The 22,309-nt window shown below is 44.2% G+C and carries 14 protein-coding genes; 4 read left to right on the top strand and 10 right to left on the bottom strand.

Going from position 1 to position 22,309, the window contains the following annotated elements; genetic code table 11:
- Positions 1-321: 321 nt before the first annotated feature.
- From EO126_RS09960 to pdxR, 6 genes are all read right to left on the bottom strand, one after another.
- Positions 322-1,461 carry an efflux RND transporter periplasmic adaptor subunit gene (locus tag EO126_RS09960; RefSeq protein ID WP_127008740.1) on the bottom strand — a complete coding sequence of 380 codons (1,140 nt, stop codon included), beginning with the start codon at positions 1,459-1,461 and terminating at the stop codon, positions 322-324.
- A 20-nt stretch (positions 1,462-1,481) separates the two neighbouring features.
- Positions 1,482-2,102 carry a tetratricopeptide repeat protein gene (locus tag EO126_RS09965; RefSeq protein WP_127008742.1) on the bottom strand — a complete coding sequence of 207 codons (621 nt, stop codon included), beginning with the start codon at positions 2,100-2,102 and terminating at the stop codon, positions 1,482-1,484.
- 308 nt (positions 2,103-2,410) lie between these two features.
- The gene (gene gltB / locus EO126_RS09970; protein ID WP_192496436.1) at positions 2,411-7,045 is read right to left on the bottom strand and encodes a glutamate synthase large subunit; all 4,635 of its coding nucleotides are present in this window, start codon (positions 7,043-7,045) and stop codon (positions 2,411-2,413) included.
- Between the two features lie 383 nt (positions 7,046-7,428).
- Positions 7,429-10,329 carry an ATP-binding protein gene (locus EO126_RS09975; protein ID WP_127008744.1) on the bottom strand — a complete coding sequence of 967 codons (2,901 nt, stop codon included), beginning with the start codon at positions 10,327-10,329 and terminating at the stop codon, positions 7,429-7,431.
- A complete protein-coding gene (locus EO126_RS09980; RefSeq protein WP_127008746.1) occupies positions 10,319-11,587 on the bottom strand; it encodes a metallophosphoesterase family protein in 1,269 nt (422 codons plus the stop codon). Before EO126_RS09980 ends, EO126_RS09975 begins: the two co-directional genes overlap by 11 nt.
- A 1-nt stretch (position 11,588) precedes the next feature.
- Complete coding sequence (pdxR, locus tag EO126_RS09985) at positions 11,589-12,974, bottom strand: MocR-like pyridoxine biosynthesis transcription factor PdxR (RefSeq protein WP_276317389.1); 1,386 nt, start codon at positions 12,972-12,974, stop codon at positions 11,589-11,591.
- Between the two features lie 312 nt (positions 12,975-13,286).
- Between pdxR and bioB the strand changes: the two genes are divergently transcribed.
- Positions 13,287-14,312 (top strand): biotin synthase BioB, encoded by a 1,026-nt coding sequence (gene bioB / locus EO126_RS09990; protein ID WP_006556200.1) that lies wholly within the window; start codon positions 13,287-13,289, stop codon positions 14,310-14,312.
- A 354-nt stretch (positions 14,313-14,666) separates the two neighbouring features.
- On the opposite strand, the gene EO126_RS09995 is transcribed toward bioB, so the two are convergent.
- The 4 genes from EO126_RS09995 to pta form a co-directional block, all read right to left on the bottom strand.
- Positions 14,667-15,977, bottom strand: coding sequence for a DUF445 domain-containing protein (locus tag EO126_RS09995; protein ID WP_006556199.1), 1,311 nt, complete (start codon positions 15,975-15,977; stop codon positions 14,667-14,669).
- Entirely contained in the window at positions 15,974-17,209 is a 1,236-nt protein-coding gene (locus EO126_RS10000; protein ID WP_006556198.1) for a DUF445 domain-containing protein, read from the bottom strand. Before EO126_RS10000 ends, EO126_RS09995 begins: the two co-directional genes overlap by 4 nt.
- Positions 17,210-17,225: 16 nt before the next feature.
- A complete protein-coding gene (locus EO126_RS10005; protein WP_006556197.1) occupies positions 17,226-17,933 on the bottom strand; it encodes an MBL fold metallo-hydrolase in 708 nt (235 codons plus the stop codon).
- Positions 17,934-18,159: 226 nt separating this feature from the next.
- Complete coding sequence (pta, locus tag EO126_RS10010; RefSeq protein WP_127008750.1) at positions 18,160-19,161, bottom strand: phosphate acetyltransferase; 1,002 nt, start codon at positions 19,159-19,161, stop codon at positions 18,160-18,162.
- A 410-nt stretch (positions 19,162-19,571) separates the two neighbouring features.
- Between pta and EO126_RS10015 the strand changes: the two genes are divergently transcribed.
- The 3 genes from EO126_RS10015 to bioF all read left to right on the top strand — a co-directional run bounded on the left by EO126_RS10015 (position 19,572) and on the right by bioF (position 22,190).
- The gene (locus EO126_RS10015; protein ID WP_127008752.1) at positions 19,572-20,078 is read left to right on the top strand and encodes a hypothetical protein; all 507 of its coding nucleotides are present in this window, start codon (positions 19,572-19,574) and stop codon (positions 20,076-20,078) included.
- On the top strand, positions 20,068-20,826 hold the full coding sequence (locus EO126_RS10020) for a 6-carboxyhexanoate--CoA ligase (RefSeq protein ID WP_127008754.1): 759 nt from the start codon (positions 20,068-20,070) through the stop codon (positions 20,824-20,826). The genes EO126_RS10015 and EO126_RS10020 overlap by 11 nt, the downstream gene beginning before the upstream one ends.
- Positions 20,827-21,020: 194 nt before the next feature.
- Entirely contained in the window at positions 21,021-22,190 is a 1,170-nt protein-coding gene (gene bioF, locus EO126_RS10025; protein WP_127008756.1) for an 8-amino-7-oxononanoate synthase, read from the top strand.
- The last annotated feature ends 119 nt before the right edge of the window (positions 22,191-22,309 follow it).

Genomic DNA, 22,309 nt, shown 5'->3' on the forward strand with positions numbered 1-22,309 from the left:
TTTTTATGTCAACAACTTTTTTACAAGTTATTTACAAGTTTTAAACATTGATACCACTCACAACACGCTGCCGCGCTGTGTTATCGTCAACTGACGACTTGACTATTCTAACAAAAATAAGCCAAAGACGTCAACCCCTATTTTTAATTTTTTTAAGAAAAATATACAAAAGCAAAAAACGAGGCTCAAATAAGAGCCTCGTTCACTCAACATATGGTATTTATAGGCACTTCGTATACACTCTACTATATTATATGCGCCATATAAACAAAATACAAAAAACATAACTATCAGTATATTTCAGTTAAATATACTAATCTCTTAGTATTCTACCTTTTGTCCCAGTTCAAATTCACCTTTAGATGTAATAACACGTTCGCCTTTGCTGAGTCCCATTATGATGGCCGTATAATCATCGGCGGTTTCACTCGTTTCAACTACGCGAACATCAACCGTATTATCAGCGGTTACTACGTACACAAACTTGCCGTCTTTGTTTTCACGAATCGCTTCTTTCGGTACAGCTAATACGGGTGCTTTAGCTTCAGATTCAATCACCAAGGTATAGAACTCACCGGGCTTAATTACATTATCGGCATTTTGGAAAGTAGCTTTAACCAAAACACTCGGTGTACCGGCCGGTGCATTTGTGTCGATATACGTTAACTCACCGGGAATCTGTTTATCATCCACTTTTAAATATACCTTAATCGTCGGTTTCATAGCCGGATCCGCCAACTTCAACGCAAAGCTTTGCGGAATGCTGAGCGATGCTACTACCGGCGAGTTTTGTTGAATGAGCATGAACGGTCTGCCTTCAATCGCCACCTTGCGATCTTCATTATAGATAGCGGCTACGCGACCGTTGATCGGCGATACAATTTGTGCTTGTGCAATTTGTGCTTGAAGTTGAGCAATGGCTGCTTGAATACCGGCTGTTTCCATACCGCCGGTTGACACATAGCCGCCACCGCTTGTCACTACGGTAGCCTGTGAACGTTGCACAATTGTCTGATATTCTTTTTCCGTAATAATCCCATTCTGCATCATTTCACGCGCACGATTTACATCACCGGCCGATACAGCGCCCGGCACTATCGTAGTTTCTTGTGGTACAGCCTGCACCCCACCATGACTTTGTTGTTCACTCAATTGTTGAATCAACTGATTTAATTGGGCTTGCATAGTGCTCGTATCCAACATAGCCACCACCTGGCCTTGTTTAACTTCATCGCCCACTTTTACTGCCATTGTGCTGACTTGACCGGAAACGGTTGGTTCAATCGTTGCCTTATTAAGTGCCGTAATATTGGCATCATTATTAATTTTAACCGGCATCTCGTGCATATCGACCTCTGCCGTGGTTACTTTCGGCGGCCCAAAACATCCCGCCATAAGACCGGCCACCATTACAATCATCACCATGAATAACCACCGGTAACGGTACTGTCGTCCTTTCATAGTTAGTCCTCCTTCTCCGGTTATTTTACAATCGCTTCAAACTCCGAATTGCCATGAAAACGTTCAAAATGATCCTGCGTCCGCGCCGCCTCTTTGACAGCGGAATCCAGAGCTACAGCCTGCCGTAAATACTGAAGAGCCTTAGCATCTTGTCCCTGATCGGCATAAATTGTAGCGATTCCATATACAGACCATGTATTCTTCGGATCTTTTGTAAGGACTCTTTCAAACCAAAACTTTGCGTCCGTTAACTGCCCCTGCAATTTATAGAGCATGGCCATATTATAGTAATTGCTTACATTATTAGGATTGAGTTCATAGGCTTTTTTTGTCAAAACCAAACCGTCTGCCGGGTTACCGTTGAGTCCCATGGCCATTCCCTTTAAGGAATACGCTGCATCAGACTGCGGATACTTTTTCAAGATCTCATCGGCTTTAGCAATAGTGCCTGCATAGTCATTCGTTTGCAAAAGCTTCGTTGCTTCCTGCAATTCGGCTGTCGGCTCAGCTTTGTCGGTTACGGTTGTATTCGGCGTTACCGTTTTAGTTGTCTCAACAGACTCTGTTGCAGCTGTACCGCAGCCTCCCAAGAGTACGGCGGCGCCGAAAAATAGAGCTGTCACTATATGTAATAACTTCAAGTTTAACTCCTTCGTATAATATTTATTATCGTTCTAATAGCATATATTTTTATTTTATATAATCGTATATAACGTATTACCGCTTATACAACGACTATAGCGTATCGATAAGACGACATCGTCATATCGTCTGACCTTCATTATATACCATTTTGAATATTTTAAAAATCTTTATTCTTCGAAAATCGCCGATTACAGCAAAAAGAGTTCGTTTGAACGAGTTTAACTATGAAAACCCGAGATCAAACGAACTCTCTTTTAAAACCATATTTACGAATAACGTCTATGTTATTACGACTTAAATACTTTTACTTGATATGATAGGTATCTTTAAATGCCTGTAACTGCGCATCTTCCAAAGTCATACCGTTCGCCTGATAGCCGGCAATAGCCTGTTGCATGGCTTCATACGCAGTCGGTACAATTTTAGTAAAACGCTGCGAGAAGTTTTGCCAATTATCCAAGATATGACGACCTTTGCGGCTATTAGTATGTAATACATGAGCTTCAATCAAGGATTTAATACGGTTCAAGTCTTCACCGGCAGCCGGTCTGGCTTCTACCAAAGCAGTGTTACATTTACGTACGTCGAAGTCTAAAAAGTACGCATAACCGCCGGACATACCGGCCCCGAAGTTACGGCCGGTCGGACCCAACACGAGTACTTCACCGCCGGTCATGTATTCGCAGCCGTGATCACCGACACCTTCAACAACAGCTGTAATACCACTGTTACGCACGGCAAAACGTTCACCGGCACGGCCGCTTACATAGGCCTCACCGGACGTAGCACCATAGAAGGCCACATTGCCGATGATAACATTCTGGTCCGCTTCAAAGAGTGCTTCTTTAGGCGGATATACGGTAATAACCCCACCGGACAAGCCTTTCCCCATGTAGTCATTGGCATCCCCTTCGAGCTCCATAGTCATGCCTTTCGGAATGAAAGCCCCGAAGCTTTGACCGGCACTGCCTACAAAGCTGAGTTTAATTGTATTCGGTGCCAAACCTTCGGCACCATAGCGTTTCGTAATTTCACTGCCTACTATAGTCCCAACTACTCGCCGTGTATTATTAATAGCTAATTTAGCACGAATCGGTTTCTGTTCTTCAATGGCCGGACGGCACATGCGAAGCAATTTACCTTCATCCAAAGTCTTTGCCAATTCATGGTTCTGTTCATGCTGATGATAATGACCTACCGAAATATCCGTGTATGGACGGAACAGAATGCGTTTCATATCAATACGTGACAATTTATAATTATCATCCACTACTTTTTGACGTAACAGATCGACACGACCTACCATTTCCTGCACACTGCGGATACCGAGTTTAGCCATGATTTCACGAAGCTCACGAGCCAAGAAGAGCATCAAATGTTCCACATATTCCGGTTTGCCTTTAAAGTTTTTACGCAATTTTTCATCTTGCGTAGCTACACCGTAAGGACAGGTATTTAAATTACAAACACGAGCCATCTTACAGCCCACCGCAATGAGCGGCAAAGTACCGAAGCCAAACATTTCAGCCCCCAACAAGGCTGCTACGGCTATGTCGAAACCGGTCATAAGCTTACTGTCTACTTCAAGTACGATGCGGTCACGCAAACGATTGAGCAGTAACGTCTGATGAGTTTCTGCCAAACCAAGTTCCCAAGGGGCCCCTGTGTGACGCATCCCGGTACGACCGGCCGCGCCGGTACCGCCGTCATAGCCGCAAATCAAAATATTGTCGGCTTTCGCTTTCGCTACACCTGCCGCAATGGTCCCGACACCGGCTTCCGCCGCTAATTTAACACTGATACGGGCATCGCGATTAGCGTTTTTCAAATCAAAAATCAATTCTGCCAAGTCTTCGATAGAGTAAATATCATGATGAGGCGGTGGTGACACAAGTTCTACGCCCGGTGTGGAATGACGAGCCTTACCGATAGGCGGATATACCTTTTTGCCCGGCAATTGACCGCCTTCACCCGGTTTGGCCCCTTGAGCACATTTAATCTGCAATTCTTTCGTATTAACCAAGTATTCGGACGTTACGCCGAAACGACCGGAGGCAATTTGCTTGATTTCACCACAACAACTATCCCCATTAGGCAATGGTTTATAACGAGCCGCATCTTCACCACCTTCGCCGGAATTACTCATGGTTCCCAAACGGTTCATGGCAATGGCAATCGTTTCATGTGCTTCTTTACTGATGGCACCGTAACTCATGGCACCGCCTTTGAAGCGTTTTACGATGGATTCAACCGGTTCCACTTCTTCAATGGCAATACCGCCGCCAACCGGGAAGTTAAAATCCAACAAACTGCGAAGAGTTACATGGTAATCATTGCGAATATCTGACTCATATTGTTTGTAGAGCTCATAATCGTTTTCAATACAAGCCCGTTGCAATAAATCAATAGTCTTTGGATTATATAAATGCGGTTCCCCGTCTTTCATAGGACCGTAGAAGCCACCGGCTTCAAGCGTTGTATCTTCCGGTTCGGCAAAAGCTCGATGATGACGACTCAAAGTTTCCAAAGCCACGCCTTCCGTACCGATACCGCCGATACGAGTCGGTGTGTTCACAAAGTATTTATCAATGAAATCGCTGTTGAGGCCTACCGCTTCAAAAATCTGAGCCCCCTGATAACTGCGTACCGTAGAGATACCCATTTTTGACATAACTTTTAAAATACCGTTTACGGCCGCTTTAATATAATTTTGTTCAGCCTGTTCTGCTGTGATATCGCCCAAACGGCCCTGTTTTTGCAAATCAGCCACCGTTTCCAAAGCCACATACGGATTAATAGCCGTTACGCCGTAACCGATAAGCGTACAGAAGTGATGCACTTCACGCGGTTCACCGGATTCAAGCACGAGCCCGATATCCGTGCGGAGTACTTTTTTGATTAAATGATTATGTACGGCTGCCACGGCCAATAAAGCCGGAATAGCCACATGGTCCGCATCAACACCACGGTCTGACAACACTAAAACATTATGATCGGAACGAGCCGCTTCTTCCGCTTTTTCACAAAGTGTTTTCAAAGCTTTGCGCATGCCTTGGCTGCCTTCGGCCGGGTCAAAGAGAATCGATAAGACGGTGCTCTTCATACGGCGGCAGTCTAGTTTACGAATGGCCGCAAATTCTTTATTCGTCAAAATAGGACTGTCCAAGGACACACAGTAAGTACCGCTTTTATGTGGGTCCATCATATTGCCGCTGTTACCGAACATGACGCCCGTGGAGGTAACCATTTTTTCACGAATGGCATCAATCGGCGGATTCGTAACCTGCGCAAATAATTGCTTGAAATAGCTGTATAACAATTGCGGTTTATCCGACAAGATAGCAAGCGGTGCATCGGCACCCATGGCCCCGATAGGATCTTTACCGTCTTTAGCCATCGGTTGCAGCATGCGCACCAAATCTTCCTGCGTATAACCGAAAGCCTGCTGCAATTCTTTTAAATGTTCTACCGTCGGGATTTCATCCTCCGTAGCCGGTTCGATACTGTCCAGATGAATGATATGTTCTTTTACCCATTCACCGTATGGCTGTTCCGTGGCAATCCGATGCTTAATTTCTTCATCAGATACGATGCGCTGTTCCTTCGTATCAACAAGAAGCATTTTGCCCGGTTCCAAACGGCCTTTATACCGTATATTTTCTGCCGATTCATTCACAACACCTACTTCGGACGCCATGATTAAACGGTCATTGCGGGTAATATAATAACGGGAAGGGCGTAAACCGTTACGGTCAAGCACACCGCCGATAACCGTACCATCCGTGAATCCCATGGCGGCCGGACCGTCCCATGGTTCCATCATAAAACTGTTAAACTCGTAAAAATCACGTTTTTCCTGACTCATGAGTTCGTTGTTTTCCCAAGGTTCCGGAATCATCATCATCATGGCATGCGGCAAGCTGCGCCCCGTCATGTATAAGAATTCAAGCGTATTATCGAACATAGCTGAATCAGAACCGGTGTCATCAACAACCGGGAATACTTTCTTAATTTGCGGAAAATATTCAGAATTGGCTTTTCCTTCACGGGCATTAATCCAGTTAATGTTACCGCGGATTGTATTAATTTCCCCGTTATGCACGATAAAACGATTAGGATATGCACGCGCCCAGCTTGGGAAGGTATTGGTACTGAAACGCGAATGGACCATGGCCAAAGCCGAAGTAAAATCCAAGTCCACCAAATCAAGGTAAAATTCTTTCAATTGTTTTGGCGTAAGCATCCCTTTATAGACGATGGTCTTAGCCGATAAAGAAGCAATGTAGAAATCACCGCTTTCCGCTTTGCTGAGCGGAATAATCTGTTTTTCCGCTTCTTTACGAATCACATAGAGTTTACGTTCAAAATCTTCATCGTTCATGATATTATCCCCCTTGCCGATAAAGATTTGAATCAACCACGGACGAATGGCCGCCGCTTCCGCACCGACTGCATGTGAATCGACCGGCACTTCACGCCAGCCCAGTACGACTTGCCCTTCTCCCCGAACAATGCTTTCCAAAATTTCTTTTTGTTTATTGCGAAGTGACTCATAGCGATGAGCAAACACCATGCCGACCCCGTAACTGCCTACCGGTGGCAAGGAAAATCCCAATACTTCGCATTCTCTTTGGAAAAAGTTATGCGGAATCTGCACCAAAATGCCGGCCCCGTCACCGGACGAAGCATCAGCCCCACGAGCACCGCGGTGTTCCAAACGTTCCAAAATACGCAGGCCGTCATCGATAATATCATGCGATTTACGTCCTTTAATATCTACCACGAAACCCATGCCACACGCATCCTTTTCATAGGCTGCATTATATAACCCCTGAGCCTGCCATTGTGCCTGTTCTCGTTGTTGGATTTCTATTTGCGTTTTCCCTTGCTGTTGTGATTGACGTTGTTGTACGTTCCCTTGATATTGTACTTGTCCCATAAGCCCTTGCTCCTTCCAAACCCTATACTCTCTCTTTAGCCGGTATCAGTGCTTCAACATAGATCAACTGATACCGCTTTAAACTGTCCGGTATTGACAGTTTGCTATCTCTATACATCAGATATCCATTCTATAGAAAATAGATTGTTTCTATTATAAACCTCTTCAGCAAAAAAATCATATAGCAATATACTATAGCTATTGTGCAATAATCTCATGTATACAAGGTACTTTTAAATACAAAAATCCTCTCCGAAATATTTTCGGAGAGGGTTTAATCATATCAATACAGCTTCACAAATGATAACAGTTCGTATTTTTAATCTTTATTAACTTATAAAATTACAATTAGTAGCTTCATAGACTCAATTTATATCCAGCAACTACATAGCCTCACGCGTCGACAAATCATACACGCTGACACCGTCCAGTTCGGCACTGCGTTCAGCCGTCCCCTGCTGGCAGGTAAAGATAAATACCTGTTCAGTCTGACCGATATGTGCCAATAATTTTAAAGCCGCATTCTGGCGACCTTCGTCAAATCGAAGCAAAATATCATCCAAGATAATCGGCAATGATTCAACACGTTGTGCAAATACTTTGGCCAGGCTGAGACGCAAAGCAAGATATACCTGATCGCCCATACCGCTGCTCCAACGTTCGGTCGGTACTACTTTGCCGTTTTTTAAAACCGCCTCAACCGATGAGTTGGTACTGCCCAATTGCAACGTATATTTCCCATCCGTCATCAAAGACAAATACGACGATGCATTAGCCATAGCTTCCGGTTGACGATCTTTTTCATAATCCATTTGCGCCAATTCCATGAAATGGCTTACCAGCACTTGTGTAGCCCAGGCAGTTAAAGCTTCCTGCAATTCACCTTCTAATTGCTGTTCTTCCTGTAAGGCCAAGGACATTGCTTTATCTTGCGACAACGTACGCATAGCCTCTTGAATCTGACCGCGTTTTTCATATAAAGAATTTAAACGTTTTTGCAACGCCGCCATTTCCGAGCGACTGCGTTCCGCTTCAGTCTGCCATTTTTCTTTATTTCCCGATTTCAAACGACGATATAAAGCTTCATGGCTGTCTTTCTTCGGTGCGAATAAAGCCAATTGTTCACGACTTTGTTCATATACCGTTTGCCACTGAACATACTGATCTTGCAGCAACAAGCGCTGACGATATTCGCCGGCCGTAGCGATGCCGTTCTTTTGCAACAACTCTTGCTGTTCCAAAAGCAATGCCTTTTCTTGACGGCTCCACTGTTCGTATTCTTCATGATAATTGCGACGTTGCGATTCTTTCTGTTCCCAGCGCACTTGATTTTGACGATGAGATTTCAATAAATTATATACGCGACGCAACTCAATCGGCGTAACCGGAATATCCAATTCCAATTTTTCCCACAAAGCGGCACAACGCGATTCAATCTCATGCAATGACGCTTCATGTTCTTCCAAGCGTTTTTCGTACTCTTTGTATTGGTTAAAATCTTCCATATATGTGTCATATTCTTGCTTAAGAGCAAAGAATTGATTGTCTGTCAAAACACGGCTGGCTCCTTCCGGTAACCATCGTTGCCATGCTTCCATCGCCTTATTGCCGGCGGCTTCCAGTTCTTTACCTTCCGCCAACCATTGATTGTAGACTTGTTCATAGCTGTGAATTTTGGCCAACACCAAATTTTGATTGCTGAAAGCAGCCCGTTTAGCCGCTACGCCATCTTCCAAATCGCGAATATCCACAGCCGTCTGCGGTTCCTTCATATCTAAATCGCGAGCCATAGCTTTAAACAATTCTTCCCAACGTTCTCGCTGATGAAGAGCTGCTTCGCGAAGTCCCGTTAACTTACGACTCTGTTGCCAACCATACCAAAATGCTGCGGCTGCCAAGATAAAGCAAAGGATTCCGAGCCAAAGTCCCATGTCAGGCATTCCTACCATTAGGCCGATACCGATAACCAATAATGCAATCGCACCATAACGGTATAGCGGTGACGCATTCGTTTCATTTAACTCTTTTTCCTTAGCCGCACTGTTTTCGAACTCGGTAAATGCCTGTTTCAACTGAGCCATACCGGTTTCCAATTCTTTCAGCGAATTTTCTTCGTCTTTAACCGTAGAATTGGCAATATCAGCTGGTTCAATCGGTTTACGCTTTTGCCAGTTCAAGTAATTATCTTGAGCACTGCGCAACTCACGTGCCAGTTTTTCACCGGTTGCCCAATCGACTTTCTCGGGCATCTCCGCATCGGCACGCCACGCATTATGCAAAGTACGCGACAAATCCAATTGTTCTTTGACTCGTTTCAAATAACTGCGACCTTGTTCACATTCTTTTTGCAATTGCGTCCATTTGCCCAATTCTTGGAAAATATTTTCAATCTCTTGGCTGTACACCCCGATTAAAGAATCAGGTGCAAAGTTTTCCGGTACGAGGCCGGCCTCTTTGCCGCTCCACAGTTTCATGTTGTTGCGACACTGCGTAATCTTTTCATCCAGTTCATAGAAGGCGTCTTTTTCGAGCAAGTCTGTCACCGCGTAAGTGTTCATCTGCTCTTTGGCATGCTCCGCCCGTTTATACACATCCCACGCTCTCAACACAAGATCAACATCTTTACCGTAATCCTGCCATTCTTTGAGTCGTTCCTGCAATTCTTTTTCCGTCGCGGCGATGCCGTCCAACTCCTTCTGATACCCCGTGTAGGTATCTTCGTTCTTGCCGAGTTCAGCCATCTTTTCACGGAGCTGTTTCAAGCGTTCCATGAGAACATTGATTTTACGTTTCCCGTTGGCCGAAGCTACGAGCAAATCAGATGATGCTTTTTCAATATCCTTCACGGCTGTACTCAGTCGTTCGCCCCCTTCACCACCGAAGAAACGGGCCCGTACTTCTACTTCGGCCAACACATCGGCACCTTGCAATTCATCAACGGTAATCGCAAAAATTCTATCATACGTCTTTTTGTCCAAACCATGCCACCATAACGCGGCCGGTTCCTCTGAAATAGGACCTTTACCCAACGAATAGAAATTAAGCTTTTTACCGTCACGACCGATGTGATAAGACACGCCGTCACGTTCTACCACGAGATAGCCCGAGCCATACCCGTAAGTTTTACTTTTTTTGCCGAATAACAAGAAGCGAAGTGCTTCCAATAAGGAAGTCTTCCCACTTTCGTTAGGGCCATAGATAACTTGCACCCCTTCACTAGCCGGTGTAAACGACCATTCGTGATACGGGCCAAAATCCTTTATATATATTTCCTTAATCCTCATCCGTATCTCCCATAAGACAACGAGCACCTTCCGTTTCCGCCCGTCTCAATGCGTCCAATAAAACATCATCCGTTAAGAGTTCCTGATACATGCCAAGCCGTTTGCTTTCCGGCCGATCCGCAATCAAATTGCGAATATTGACCAGCTGCTCAGGCGCCGGCAATTGACCGATTGTATCATAACTGCGTAAATAATCGCCTACCATGTCTTCCATTTGGCGACGTGTACTCCAATCCGTCACGCCGCGCGTGCGGTCCGTCAGGCTGAACGGCATTACAAAATTAAATTTATTCCGCTCTTCTGCCTGAGCCATTTCGAGCCAAGTCTGGCGCACTTCCGCTTGGCTGCACAATTCATATAAAGCACCTTCACCGGTGAGCACAATTTCAAGCAAGACCTGCTTTTTCAACTTGCGCAACATTTCTTTCTTATGACGAATCATTTCTATCATATCACTGTTGCTGTTTAAAGCCCCAATATCAATCGTCACCTGTTCAAAGCGGATCGGCGCCGTTTCCTGGAATTGCATGCTCACACGGCCCTTGGCCGTCACATCGACCAGATAACATCCTTTAGCGCCCAATTCCTTTTTGTGAAGGCCTTGAATATTACCGGCATAGACTACATACGGTGACTCATTGAGTACTTGCCGTTTATGGATGTGACCGACAGCCCAATAATTCATAGGCGATGCGGTAAGCTCGCCTAATGTAGTCGGCCCCACCGTTTCATGATCCGCCGTAGCCCCCACGGTACCGTGAAAAAGACTGATTGAAAACGGATCATCTGCCCACGGTTTTAATTGCTGCGCTACATTATCTTCCCTATTTTGACCGCTGCAACTAATGCCGTAAATATAAGCCGCCACCTTACCTTTTACATATAAAGGTTGGCGTTCGCTCTTCGTGGCACTAAAAATATATACCGAATCGGGCAATGTAATATTGGCTGTCCAACTTTCTGCCGGATCATGATTGCCCTGCACCAAGAATACGGGAATCTTATGCTCCGCTAGACGTTCACATTCATAAGCAAACCTCACTTGTGCTTCTAAATTGCGGTTTTCACTGTCATAAATATCACCGGCAATCAAAACGGCATGCACCTGCTGATCAATGGCGAAATCCACAATATTGGTAAATGACTGATAGGTAGCCCGATTGGCCGCCTCATCTACCTGCTTGCCCAACGATTTTAAATATTTAAACGGGGTTCCCAAATGAAGGTCCCCACATTGTATAAAGCGAAATGGTATCATCTCACATTCCTTTCCAAGCGTTACCGAGTTGTGTTACGGCCGCTTCCAATTGTTTGGTCGGAATAGCACTGAACGACAGTAAACAACGCACTTCGTGCTCGCCGTCCGCTTCAATGCGCACATCACAACCGGCCTCACGAGCCGCCTTTAAAAGAGCTTTGGCTCCTTTATCGGTAAACACCGTAAGACCTATATATACACCGCCTTCCGGCAGATATACTTTAACTTTATCACCAAACGTCTGCTGCAATTGAGCCACTAAGAATTTACTCTTATCCGCATAATGTTTGCGCAAACGCCTGATTTGTTTGGACCACTCGCCATCCTTAATATACCGAGCCCACACCAACTGTTCCATGACACCGGCACTTTGCCGATAGGACGAGCGATAGGTTAAAAAATCATCCCAAAGAACCGGCGGCAGCACCATATAACTGATGCGAATGGACGGCGGCAACACCTTAGACGGTGTGCCCATATAAATAACCCGCTCAGTGATCGCCATGCCCTGCAGTGAAGAAATCGGTCGGCCGTAATAACGAAGTTCGCTGTCATAGTCATCTTCAATCAGATAACTGCCTTGTTCGGCCGCCCATTGTAAAAGTTCCTTGCGGCGACCGGCGCTCATAACACGACCTTGTCTGTCGCCATGCGACGGCGTACAGTATAAAACTTCCGCCGCCGAATCGGCTAAATCGGTAAGTAAAGTTTCACTGTGTTGATCTACCGTAATTACGGTAAAACCGTAATCGTTAAAAATATGCGTTACCCCGATGATAACACTGGCGTCAACGGCTACCGTGGTAAGCCCGGCTCGTTTCAACAAAGCCGCCAACATCATAATCATAGGCTGAGTACCGCTCCCGATAATAATATGATCTACGGTAGTGCGAACGGCTCGAGCATTGTTCAAATACTTGGCCAACTGCGCCCTCAGCTCCGGTTCGCCTTGCGGATTACCGTAAGCCAAGAGTCGTTCCGGTTCACGCAGAATATACCCGATATACCGTTTCCAACGAGTATAGTCAAACCCTTCCGGATCCATGGCTCCCGTAGCAAAATTATAACGAATTGATGTTGTATTCGAATCCGGTAGTGCTGACGCAGTCTCGGTAACTGTTTCAAAGTAAGTCCGATTATCCAGTAAAACAGGCAAGGGCAATACTTCATACGGCGAACGTTCATGAGCCTTAATATAACCTTCCGCCGCCAATTGCAAATACGCTTGTTCTACCGTAATTTTGCTGACGCCGACTTCGCCGGCCAACGACCGAACCGACGGTAAACGAGAACCGGCCACAAATTGACCGTGCTCAATGCCGGCTTTAAGGTATTGATAAATTTGTTCATATAATGGCGTGACACTTTGACGCTCAATAGTTAACAGATGCCTCGCCTCCTCACCGCCGTTTCAGCCGGCTAAACAATACTTACTACATTACCTATTATTTTATCACAGGCCTTTGAAAATGGTAATCTGTCCTATTCATTTTTTCTAAATTTTTTACAAACTGACATTACAATTGTTAACCATATCTATAATTATCGGCTATTGTTAACTATGTATAAAAATCATGGTTGACTATATTAAATCATGTTCGTATAATATAGGCAACGGCTGACGGTTAATAGAGGTTAACCTAAAGCCACTGCTCCCAAGCGAGCGGGATAAACTATAGAAATACAGAGGTGTAGGTTCATGACAACAAAACAAACTATTGGCTATGAAGAAATTATTGCGTACGCCCAACGCATTTTAGATGGTGGCGAAATCACTCCTAAAGAAGCAGAACAACTAATTCATGTTTCTGACGAAGATACTATGATTTTATTGGCCATGGCTGACAAAATCCGTCAAAAATTCAGCGGCAACGAAGTTGACCTTTGTGCGATTGTTAACGCACGTTCCGGCAAATGCCCTGAAAACTGTAAATTCTGTGCCCAATCGGCTCATCACGAAACAGGCGTTACCGTATATCCCTTCATGAGCGAAGAAGATATTGTAGAACATGCCAAGAAGGCTAAAGAAGCCGGTGCCATCCGCTTTTCCATCGTAACCAGCGGTCGTAACACCAATAACCCTAAAGAATTTGAACAAATTTTAAGTGCTCTCCGTCGTATTCACGAAGAAACCGGCCTTGAAATCTGCTGTTCCTTAGGCCTTCTTACTTACGAACAGGCTGTTCAATTAAAAGCTATCGGTGTAACTCGTTATCATTCCAACATTGAAACGGCACCAAGCAACTTCCCTAACATTTGCAGCACTCATAATTTTGCTGATAAAATGTCCACTATCGAAAATGCTAAAAAAGCCGGTATCCGCGTATGCTCCGGCGGTATCCTCGGTCTTAACGAAACCTTGGAACAACGCGTTGAAATGGCTTATGAATTAAAACGTCTCGGCATTGATTCCGTGCCGCTCAATATTTTGAACCCAATCAAAGGTACCCCATTCGAACACAATAAACCATTGGCTCCACTCGAAATTTTACGTACCTTTGCCATGTTCCGTTTCGTATTGCCACATGCTCAGATTCGTACGGCCGGCGGTCGTGAAGTTAACCTCCGCGATTTACAGGCTTTAGCATTGACCGGCGGTCTTAACGGCATCATGGTTGGCGGTTATTTAACTACCGACGGTCGTTCCCCACTCCAAGATTTACAGATGATCGAAGACTTGCAGTTGGAACGCACCGCTCCACAGCCTATTCAGGCACAAGCATAGTATTCCTTAATTTTTAAAACCGTCATTGCCGGCAAACTTCATCACAGCAAAATACCAACTACTTCATCAATGATATTTTGTCAACTAACTTCCTCACCGGCAATGATTGTTTATAACTAAGTTTTTCATTAACTTTCTTCAAACACATTACAATATTACAACTTAAAAAAGGCCCCTTCGAGGGTCTTTTTTAGGTTGTAGGGATAAGCAAATATATCCCCCTTTAAGGCACTTAAAAGTACTTTAAAACACCTTAAGTCTTTTTTGCCCTATAACACGGTCCCCTTCGCCTACATATTTTTTCAATAAAAATGGTCTCACCTACGTATAAGAACGTAAGTAAGACCATTATTTTTATAATCCCCACAAAGCCAAAAGCGGTTCATAGATAAAGTGCAAGAAACTCCAAGCACCGAGACCGCAAACGGCACCGACCAAAGCACCGTTAATACGAATCCAGCTCAAATCGTCTTCCACTTTTGATTCGATGAAGTAAATAAACTTCTCCGTACTCAGTGAACCCAATACTTGCCGCACAATGACGCCTAATAAAGCATGGCTGCGAACCAATACATAGCTCGCCATATGCTGACACATATTCTCTAATTTAGCCTGCAATTCAGGATTTTTACTATATACATCCCATAAGTCCTGTAAGGATCGCTCCAACACATTAACCGGTGTTCCCTCTGCAAAGGTATCCTCTTTGTCGGACATGTGAATGACATTATGAATGTACGGACATACATAACTTTCTAAAATAGATTCCCAGTCCTGTTCGTCAATCCAACGTTGCCAAACTCGGTCAATCGTCTGACTCACCGAACTGTTATAGGCCAGTTCCTGTAAAGGTTCCAACCACTGTTGCATCCATACGAGTCGTTCCGTACTGCCCGGTTGCTTCCACCGTTCCAAAATCATATACAACTCGCGTAACATGGCCATAGCCATATCACGGGCATTAATAATATCAAAGGATTCCGAAGCCCCGATAAGAATGGCAGATAACAGATTTTCTTTACGAGCCTGAATTTCCCGATCAATCGTATTGGTCAACCAAAACAATACTTGCGGCTTATCCAGTGCTTCTTGCAACAATACGAGACCTTTAATAATTGTTGTCTCATGCTTATTGGTACGGCAAATGTCCGTTAAGAACTGCTGCAACGGCCCCGTAATCGACTGTCGATGGAGAAAGTAACGAAGCTTTTCAGCCCCCCACTGAGCCCATTCTTTTTCACTCTTACTGTGCCAAACCAAATGGAGCAGGCTGCGAAGTGCCTTACGAATATACTGCCGACCACGATCACTTTTAATATAGCCGTCAATATACGGTAAAAATTTCACCGACTGCAAAGCCCGTTGGCATTGTTCTAAGGTTAAAAGACGCGTTTCAATGAGATTCACCAAACCAGAAATCATACGTTCTTTGTTACGCGGAATAAGCGCCGTATGATACGGGAATCCTAAAGGCTTACGGAAGAGTGCCGTCACGGCAAACCAGTCCGCCACAGAACCGATTAACGCCGATTGAACGAGCCAATATAAAGCATCATACCAAGTCGCCGTAATATAAAACTGACCTACAAAGACCAAAGCGTATAAAACTGCGGAGCCGGCCAAAATACGATTGGCCCACACGCGATACGGTACACCGCCAATCATAAGCTGACACCTCCTTGCACGAGCTGCGCCGCCACATAGAAAAGGCCGCCCAATACAGCCCCTACCAAGGAGCCGTTAATACGAATCATCTGAAGGTCATGATATAACTTACCTTTAATCAAATCCGATAAACGTTCCGGCGAATAGGTATTTAATTCACGCACCACCGACGTATCGACGAAGGGACGTAATTTGCGCAGCAGCGGTACTAATTGATAGAGCAATAATCGTTCCAAGCTCTGCATTTTAGCTTTATCTTGCAATAAATTGCGAGCATAGGCTTCCGCCTCTTCCTGAGCCCTTTTGAAAATGCCCTGCCATGCCTTAGCATCGCCGGCCATATCTACATCATCCAAGGCATCAGTGATCCACCGATTTTTCAAATTTTCTATCTGAACACGCCACTCCTTATTACGCTCCAACTCCGACAACAGCCAAAGTACTTTATTATACACATACTGCCCCATAGGGGAGTAAATGGATTCCTGCGATTTCAAAAACTCTGTCGCTTTATGCTGAATCAATTCAGCCACCCGTTCCGGTGAAAAGCTGTCACTGCCGAGTGCCAATGCCAACTCGCGCCAAAACGAGTTTCCCGCATAACGATTCATCATGGACGCCACAATACCGGTAATATACGGTTGGATCCCTTGCGAACTGATAAGGCGCTGTGCCATACGGTTAATATAGAGCCAAAGAGTCTCCGCTGTTTCGTATTTCATCATCAAATGACCGAAGCGAATAAGCAACGGTGCTACTTCCCAATGTTCAACGCCTTGCTTAATAGCACCGGTTACCTCTTTGCGAAGCGGTGCCCCGTCAAAACGATTTCCCAATTGAGAGCCCACTTCTTCAATGAATTGATTCAACTGCTTACGCCCGTCATCACTCAAAAAATACATTAAAATACGCTTAGGAAGCTGTTCTTTTTTAATAATCATATAAACGGGTTGAACCCTGAGGAGTTCTTCCACCATCATATAACGGGCCGTTTCCACCAAGCGGGCTTTACTGCGCGGTATAAGTGCCGTTTTATACGAAATCCCCAAAGGCTTTTTAAACAAAGCAGTAACCGCATACCAGTCAGCCAAGCCACCAATCATGGCGGCCCCGCTTACATGTGTCAGAAAACCGAATAAAGGATCCTGACGAAACGGGTATACACCTAAAAATACAAGCATCATACCAAACAATAAGCCGGTAGCTATCGGCCAGCCTGTTCGTTGTTTCATGCCCAATCCTTTCAAATTATTCAATACCATACTCGCTTAATTCAACACCATCGCCCGGATGTTTAGGACTCCAAACCGGCATATGTTCATATAAGGAATTAAAATATAAAGACGGGGTCCACACAGGACCATGTCGATGCATCGGTACAAATAATTTTGGCAAACGACCTACGGCATGTAAAAATTCAAAGGCACCCCATTCACGGGCATCTTCCAATCGATCATCTACCGGGAACATAGCTAGATCAGGTGTAATTCCGGCAATGCGTTTAAATTCTTTAGCCGCAAAATCACGGGCAAAGTCAATATTTTCCGGTGTATCGCCAAGCCAGTGCCACCAATTCAAATCGCCGGCGTGAAAAATAGTCGAACGACCGGTATCAATTAAGAACGAGCCCCCTTCATCAGTGGAGCCGTACATAGTAACCTTCAAACCTTTAACCGTAGTTGTATCGCCGACCTCCATAACGGTAGTACGATCTTTCGGCATATCCGTATGCGGTACATCGGCATGAACAATATAACGAGTTGTAGGACTGTTAAAATTCAAAATAGCCGGTGAATAATGATCACCATGCCAATGAGTCACAAAGAACCAAAGTTCTTTACCTGCTTCTTGTGCTTTCTTTACAACTTGCGCTTCATCTTTCCAGTAATCAAATACATAGCATACATTACCGGCATCTAACATGAAGCCGCTGTGTTCCAAATAATATAATTTCATGGTATCACCTCTACTTAAGAGTCATAGATTATATAAATTTAATTGACATCAGCTTAACCAAGCAGCTGTAATCGCTATTTGGTCAAATAACATCTTATTGATAATATTATTACTTACAGGTTCTATTATACCACAAAACACAAGCTAAAAAACTCCGTTATTGTCGCAGTTTTTCAAAAACTTGTTACAATAACGGAGTTTATTATTCATTAGCTATATGAAACTATTATTCAACACTTTCAGCTGCTGCAATAGCTACTACATCAACGATATCAGTAGCGAAGCAACCGCGAGACAAGTCATGAATAGGAGCTGCCAAACCTTGAATCAATGGTCCGAGAGCAGTGGCACCGGCAAAACGCTGTACCAATTTGTAACCGATGTTAGCTGCCTGGAGATCAGGGAAAATCAAGATGTTAGCTTTACCGGCCACTTTGCTGCCCGGAGCTTTGCGTTCAGCAACGGATGGTTCGATGGAAGCATCGAGCTGTAATTCGCCGTCAAAATCGAAATCTACATTGCGTTCTTTCAACATTTCAACTGCTGCTACTACTTTATCTACTTCAGGAGAGGACGCAGAACCTTTAGTGGAGAAAGATAAGAAGGATACGCGAGGGTTAGCCATGTTGCCAACTTTGCGAGCTTTTTCTACGGAAGACATAGCGATGTCAGCCAATTGTTCGGAAGTTGGGTTAGGAATAACGCCGCAATCGGAGAATACGAGCATACCGTCGTCGCCATATTGTTTTTTGTCAGAGAAAACAAACATGGAGCTGGATACGGTTTTAAGACCTGGTTTAGTACCTACAACCTGTAAAGCGGCACGCAATACATTAGCAGTAGGGCTGGCAGAACCGGCTACCATGCCGTCAACTACACCGAGGTGTACCAACATAGCACCGAAGAATAAGCAATCGCCAAGCATAGTTGCTTTTGCTTTTTCAGGAGTCATACCTTTTTTAGCACGTTTTTCTACAAACACGTCAATCATTTCAGGTAAACGATCGTAAGTTTCAGGGTTGATGATTTCAGCACCGTCAACATTAAAACCTTCTTTTTGAGCCAAAGTTTTAACTTCTTCAGGGTTACCAACCAATACAGGGGTTGCAAAACCTTCTTTAAGAATTAATTCAGTAGCTTCTAATACACGAGCATCTTTGTATTCAGGTAATACAATTTTTTTGCCTAACGGTTTTACTTTTGCTTTTAAGTTTTGTACTAATTCCACAATATCGTCCTCCTTGACTGTGAACGGCCCTCTTCACGGACCTTTTATTACTATTTTATTATAACAAATTCGCAAGAGAGATTAAAGGGGCTCCTATTATATTACTTTTTGTAAATTCACATGACTTTTAGAGATAGGTCATACACTAATTGATAAAATACTCTCACTTATTATTGTTTCTAAAACAAACGTATATCATTCATCCTATCGGCATAATATCTGTGTTTATCCTACATTTTTTCTATGATTTCTCTTTTAAAAATTTATTCCGAAATATCTTGAAATTCTCATTTACAGCATTCAATGACTGGGGTATAATAGCCTTAATGTTAACCATATTATATACTAAAGGTTTACATTCAGGTTAACAATAGGTATTTAGGGATTTTTTTTAGAAAAGGGATTTAGGTATGAGAAATTCTAATATTCGTTTCATTTGCGAAATCGCCATCTTGGCAGCCATGATCGGAATTACGGGCGCTATAAAATTACCAAACATTATTCCCGGTGTGGAATTCCAGTTATCGGCACCATTAGCCGTTGCCATCTGCTGCGTATTCGGCTTTAAACGTTACATCATTGCCGGCTGTTTAGCCAGTGCTATTTCCCTTATGTTGGGCACTCACAACTTATTAAATGTAGCCATTCAGATGCAGTTCCGCATTATTGCCGGTGCGGTGCTTTACTTAGGCCACAACGCCATTTGGTCTCAAGTTGTTGCCGGTCCTATCGCTTCAATTGTGGCCCGCCTCACCTTGGGTCTATTCTTTGGCAAATTAGCGATGGCTATGATTCTTATGGCCATACCGGGGTATATTTTTACCGCCGTCTTCTCCCCAATTTTAGTTAAAGTGTTGTCCCGCGTTCGTCGCTCTGTTCCGGCACTTTCCGGAGGTGACAAGTCTAATGCTTTATAGTATTCGCATGCGTTCGGCCAAAGGCGGTGCCCATGAAAACGGCGGCCATCATATTTCCGGTGCCGAACGGATTTTGAGTAAAGAAGAGTTAGCGCAAACAGCCTCTGAACTCGTAACCAGAGCGTTAACTCACAGTAAAGGCTGTGCCGATTTTATCCGCATCACCATCGATGCCATTGAAGATGACGCCATAGTATACAAACCGGCTCTAGACGTAGCCATCACCAAATCCGAATCGGTAACGGACGGGCTTAATGAAGCGTATCGCCTGTTAGAAGTGTCCGGCATTAAACGTGAAGCCGTTCAAAAAGCACTGTCCACCCTCCGCAGTCAACCGGAGAATATGCGCGGTACCTTAATTTGTAATGCTTATACCGGCGAACGAATGGATACCTTAGGCCTGCGTGGTGTTCGTGTAAGCCGCATGGCCTTTGCCGAACCGGCTAAAGCGATTGAGCATTTTGCCAAAGAAGGTCATACGGGCGTGCATTTTGAAGAAGCTTTAGTATTGGCCTCCAAAGTATTATCCTGTCCGGGCATCCTCGGCGAATTTTGCGTGTCCGATGATCCCGATTATGCCGTAGGCTATGTAAGCTACGGCAACACCTATCACCGCTTGACGCCCGTCAAAGAATTGGGTGACCAACGCGGCGGTCGAATCTTTTTTGTAAAACCGGAAACCGATATGGACTCCTTGCGATGCTATTTGGAAGAGACTACCGTATTAATAACAATTGAAAGTATTTAACAAATTTTGTTATAATACAAGTGTAACATTCCTTTAAATCGTTAATAAACAAAAGTATTTGAGAATAGTTAGCAAAAATTAACATCATCTGTTAATTTTGATTCTATTCGTCAATAATTAACAACATTTTATAGCAGTCATCTATAATTAACAACCTTTACTCTATGGATTATTAATGATAAGCGGGGGGTATTATGTTTAGAAAAGCCATCTGGGAACAAATGAATGAGTCGCTTCAAACGCTCAAAGAAGAACATCGTTTTCGCCAATGCACTGCCTACACACCTATCGACAGTACTCATGTAGAACTTAACGGTCGTAAGTATTTAATGATGGCCTCCAATAATTATTTAGGGTTTACCCATAACTCGGATGTTATTGCGGGCGCTCAAAAAGCCATAGAAACTTATGGGACCGGATCCGGCGGAGCACGTCTGACCTCAGGCACCAATCCGCTCATCACCGAGTTGGAAGAAGATTTAGCTTTTTTCAAAGGTACCACCAAAGCCTTAGTTTTTAATACGGGCTATATGGCCAATGTAGGTACTATTTCCGGTCTTATGGGCCCCGGCGATCATATACTCAGCGACGAACTCAATCATGCCAGCATCATTGACGGCTGTCGCCTAAGCGGTGCCGATGTTCATGTATATCGTCACAGTGATATGAAGCACTTAGACGAACTGCTCGCCGATTTGCCGGCAACCGGCAAACGGCTCATTGTTACCGATGGTGTGTTCAGCATGGACGGCGATATTTGTCACCTGCCGGCCATTGTTAATCTGGCCAAAGAACATGGCGCCCTCGTTATGGTTGACGATGCTCATGCAACCGGTGTTATCGGCGAAGGCAAAGGCACGGCCCATCACTACGGCTTAAGCGATGATGTAGATATTCAACTCGGCACGCTCAGTAAAGCACTCGGCAGTGAAGGCGGTTATGTATGCGCCAATGAAGTAATCATCAATACTTTAATCAATCACAGTCGCAGCTTTATCTTCTCCACCGCTTTAGTACCGGCTGCTGTAGGTGCCACCAAAGTCGCCTTGCAGCTATTGGAAAAAGAGCCGTATCACATCGCTCAATTGCGTGCCAATGTGCATGATATGTCCAAAGACTTGGAACGTCATAATATTCCGGTAGCTCATAATGCCATCCCTATTTTCCCTATCATCGTAGGTTCTGATGAAAAGGCCTTAGAGGTTTCCGAAAAATTATTTGAAAAAGGAATTATCTTAACCGCTATTCGTCCACCGACTGTAGCCCAAGGCCAAAGTCGTCTTCGTTTGACCGTAACAGCCGATCATACCAAGGAAGACTTATGGTATGTAGCCGATACATTGGCGGAAGCATTGAAAGATTAACAGTCTAATCAATGCAAGTAGTCCGGTTAACGCATTAATAGAATAACCGTCTGAACAATCTTAAAGAATAATCTGAAAAATCTTAACGAATGATACATTAAAATTTAATAGCAACACAT

The organism is Veillonella seminalis, from assembly GCF_003992065.1.
Taxonomy (GTDB): domain Bacteria; phylum Bacillota; class Negativicutes; order Veillonellales; family Veillonellaceae; genus Veillonella_A; species Veillonella_A seminalis.

Coding starts and splice junctions, on each gene's coding strand:
- EO126_RS09975 (WP_127008744.1), bottom strand. CDS start 10,329: ATGAGGATTAAGGAAATATATATAAAGGATTTTGGCCCGTATCACGAA.
- EO126_RS10020 (WP_127008754.1), top strand. CDS start 20,068: ATGCTTTATAGTATTCGCATGCGTTCGGCCAAAGGCGGTGCCCATGAA.
- EO126_RS10005 (WP_006556197.1), bottom strand. CDS start 17,933: ATGAAATTATATTATTTGGAACACAGCGGCTTCATGTTAGATGCCGGT.
- EO126_RS10000 (WP_006556198.1), bottom strand. CDS start 17,209: ATGAAACAACGAACAGGCTGGCCGATAGCTACCGGCTTATTGTTTGGT.
- gltB (WP_192496436.1), bottom strand. CDS start 7,045: ATGGGACAAGTACAATATCAAGGGAACGTACAACAACGTCAATCACAA.
- EO126_RS09960 (WP_127008740.1), bottom strand. CDS start 1,461: ATGAAAGGACGACAGTACCGTTACCGGTGGTTATTCATGGTGATGATT.
- EO126_RS09980 (WP_127008746.1), bottom strand. CDS start 11,587: ATGATACCATTTCGCTTTATACAATGTGGGGACCTTCATTTGGGAACC.
- bioB (WP_006556200.1), top strand. CDS start 13,287: ATGACAACAAAACAAACTATTGGCTATGAAGAAATTATTGCGTACGCC.
- EO126_RS10015 (WP_127008752.1), top strand. CDS start 19,572: ATGAGAAATTCTAATATTCGTTTCATTTGCGAAATCGCCATCTTGGCA.
- EO126_RS09995 (WP_006556199.1), bottom strand. CDS start 15,977: ATGATTGGCGGTGTACCGTATCGCGTGTGGGCCAATCGTATTTTGGCC.
- bioF (WP_127008756.1), top strand. CDS start 21,021: ATGTTTAGAAAAGCCATCTGGGAACAAATGAATGAGTCGCTTCAAACG.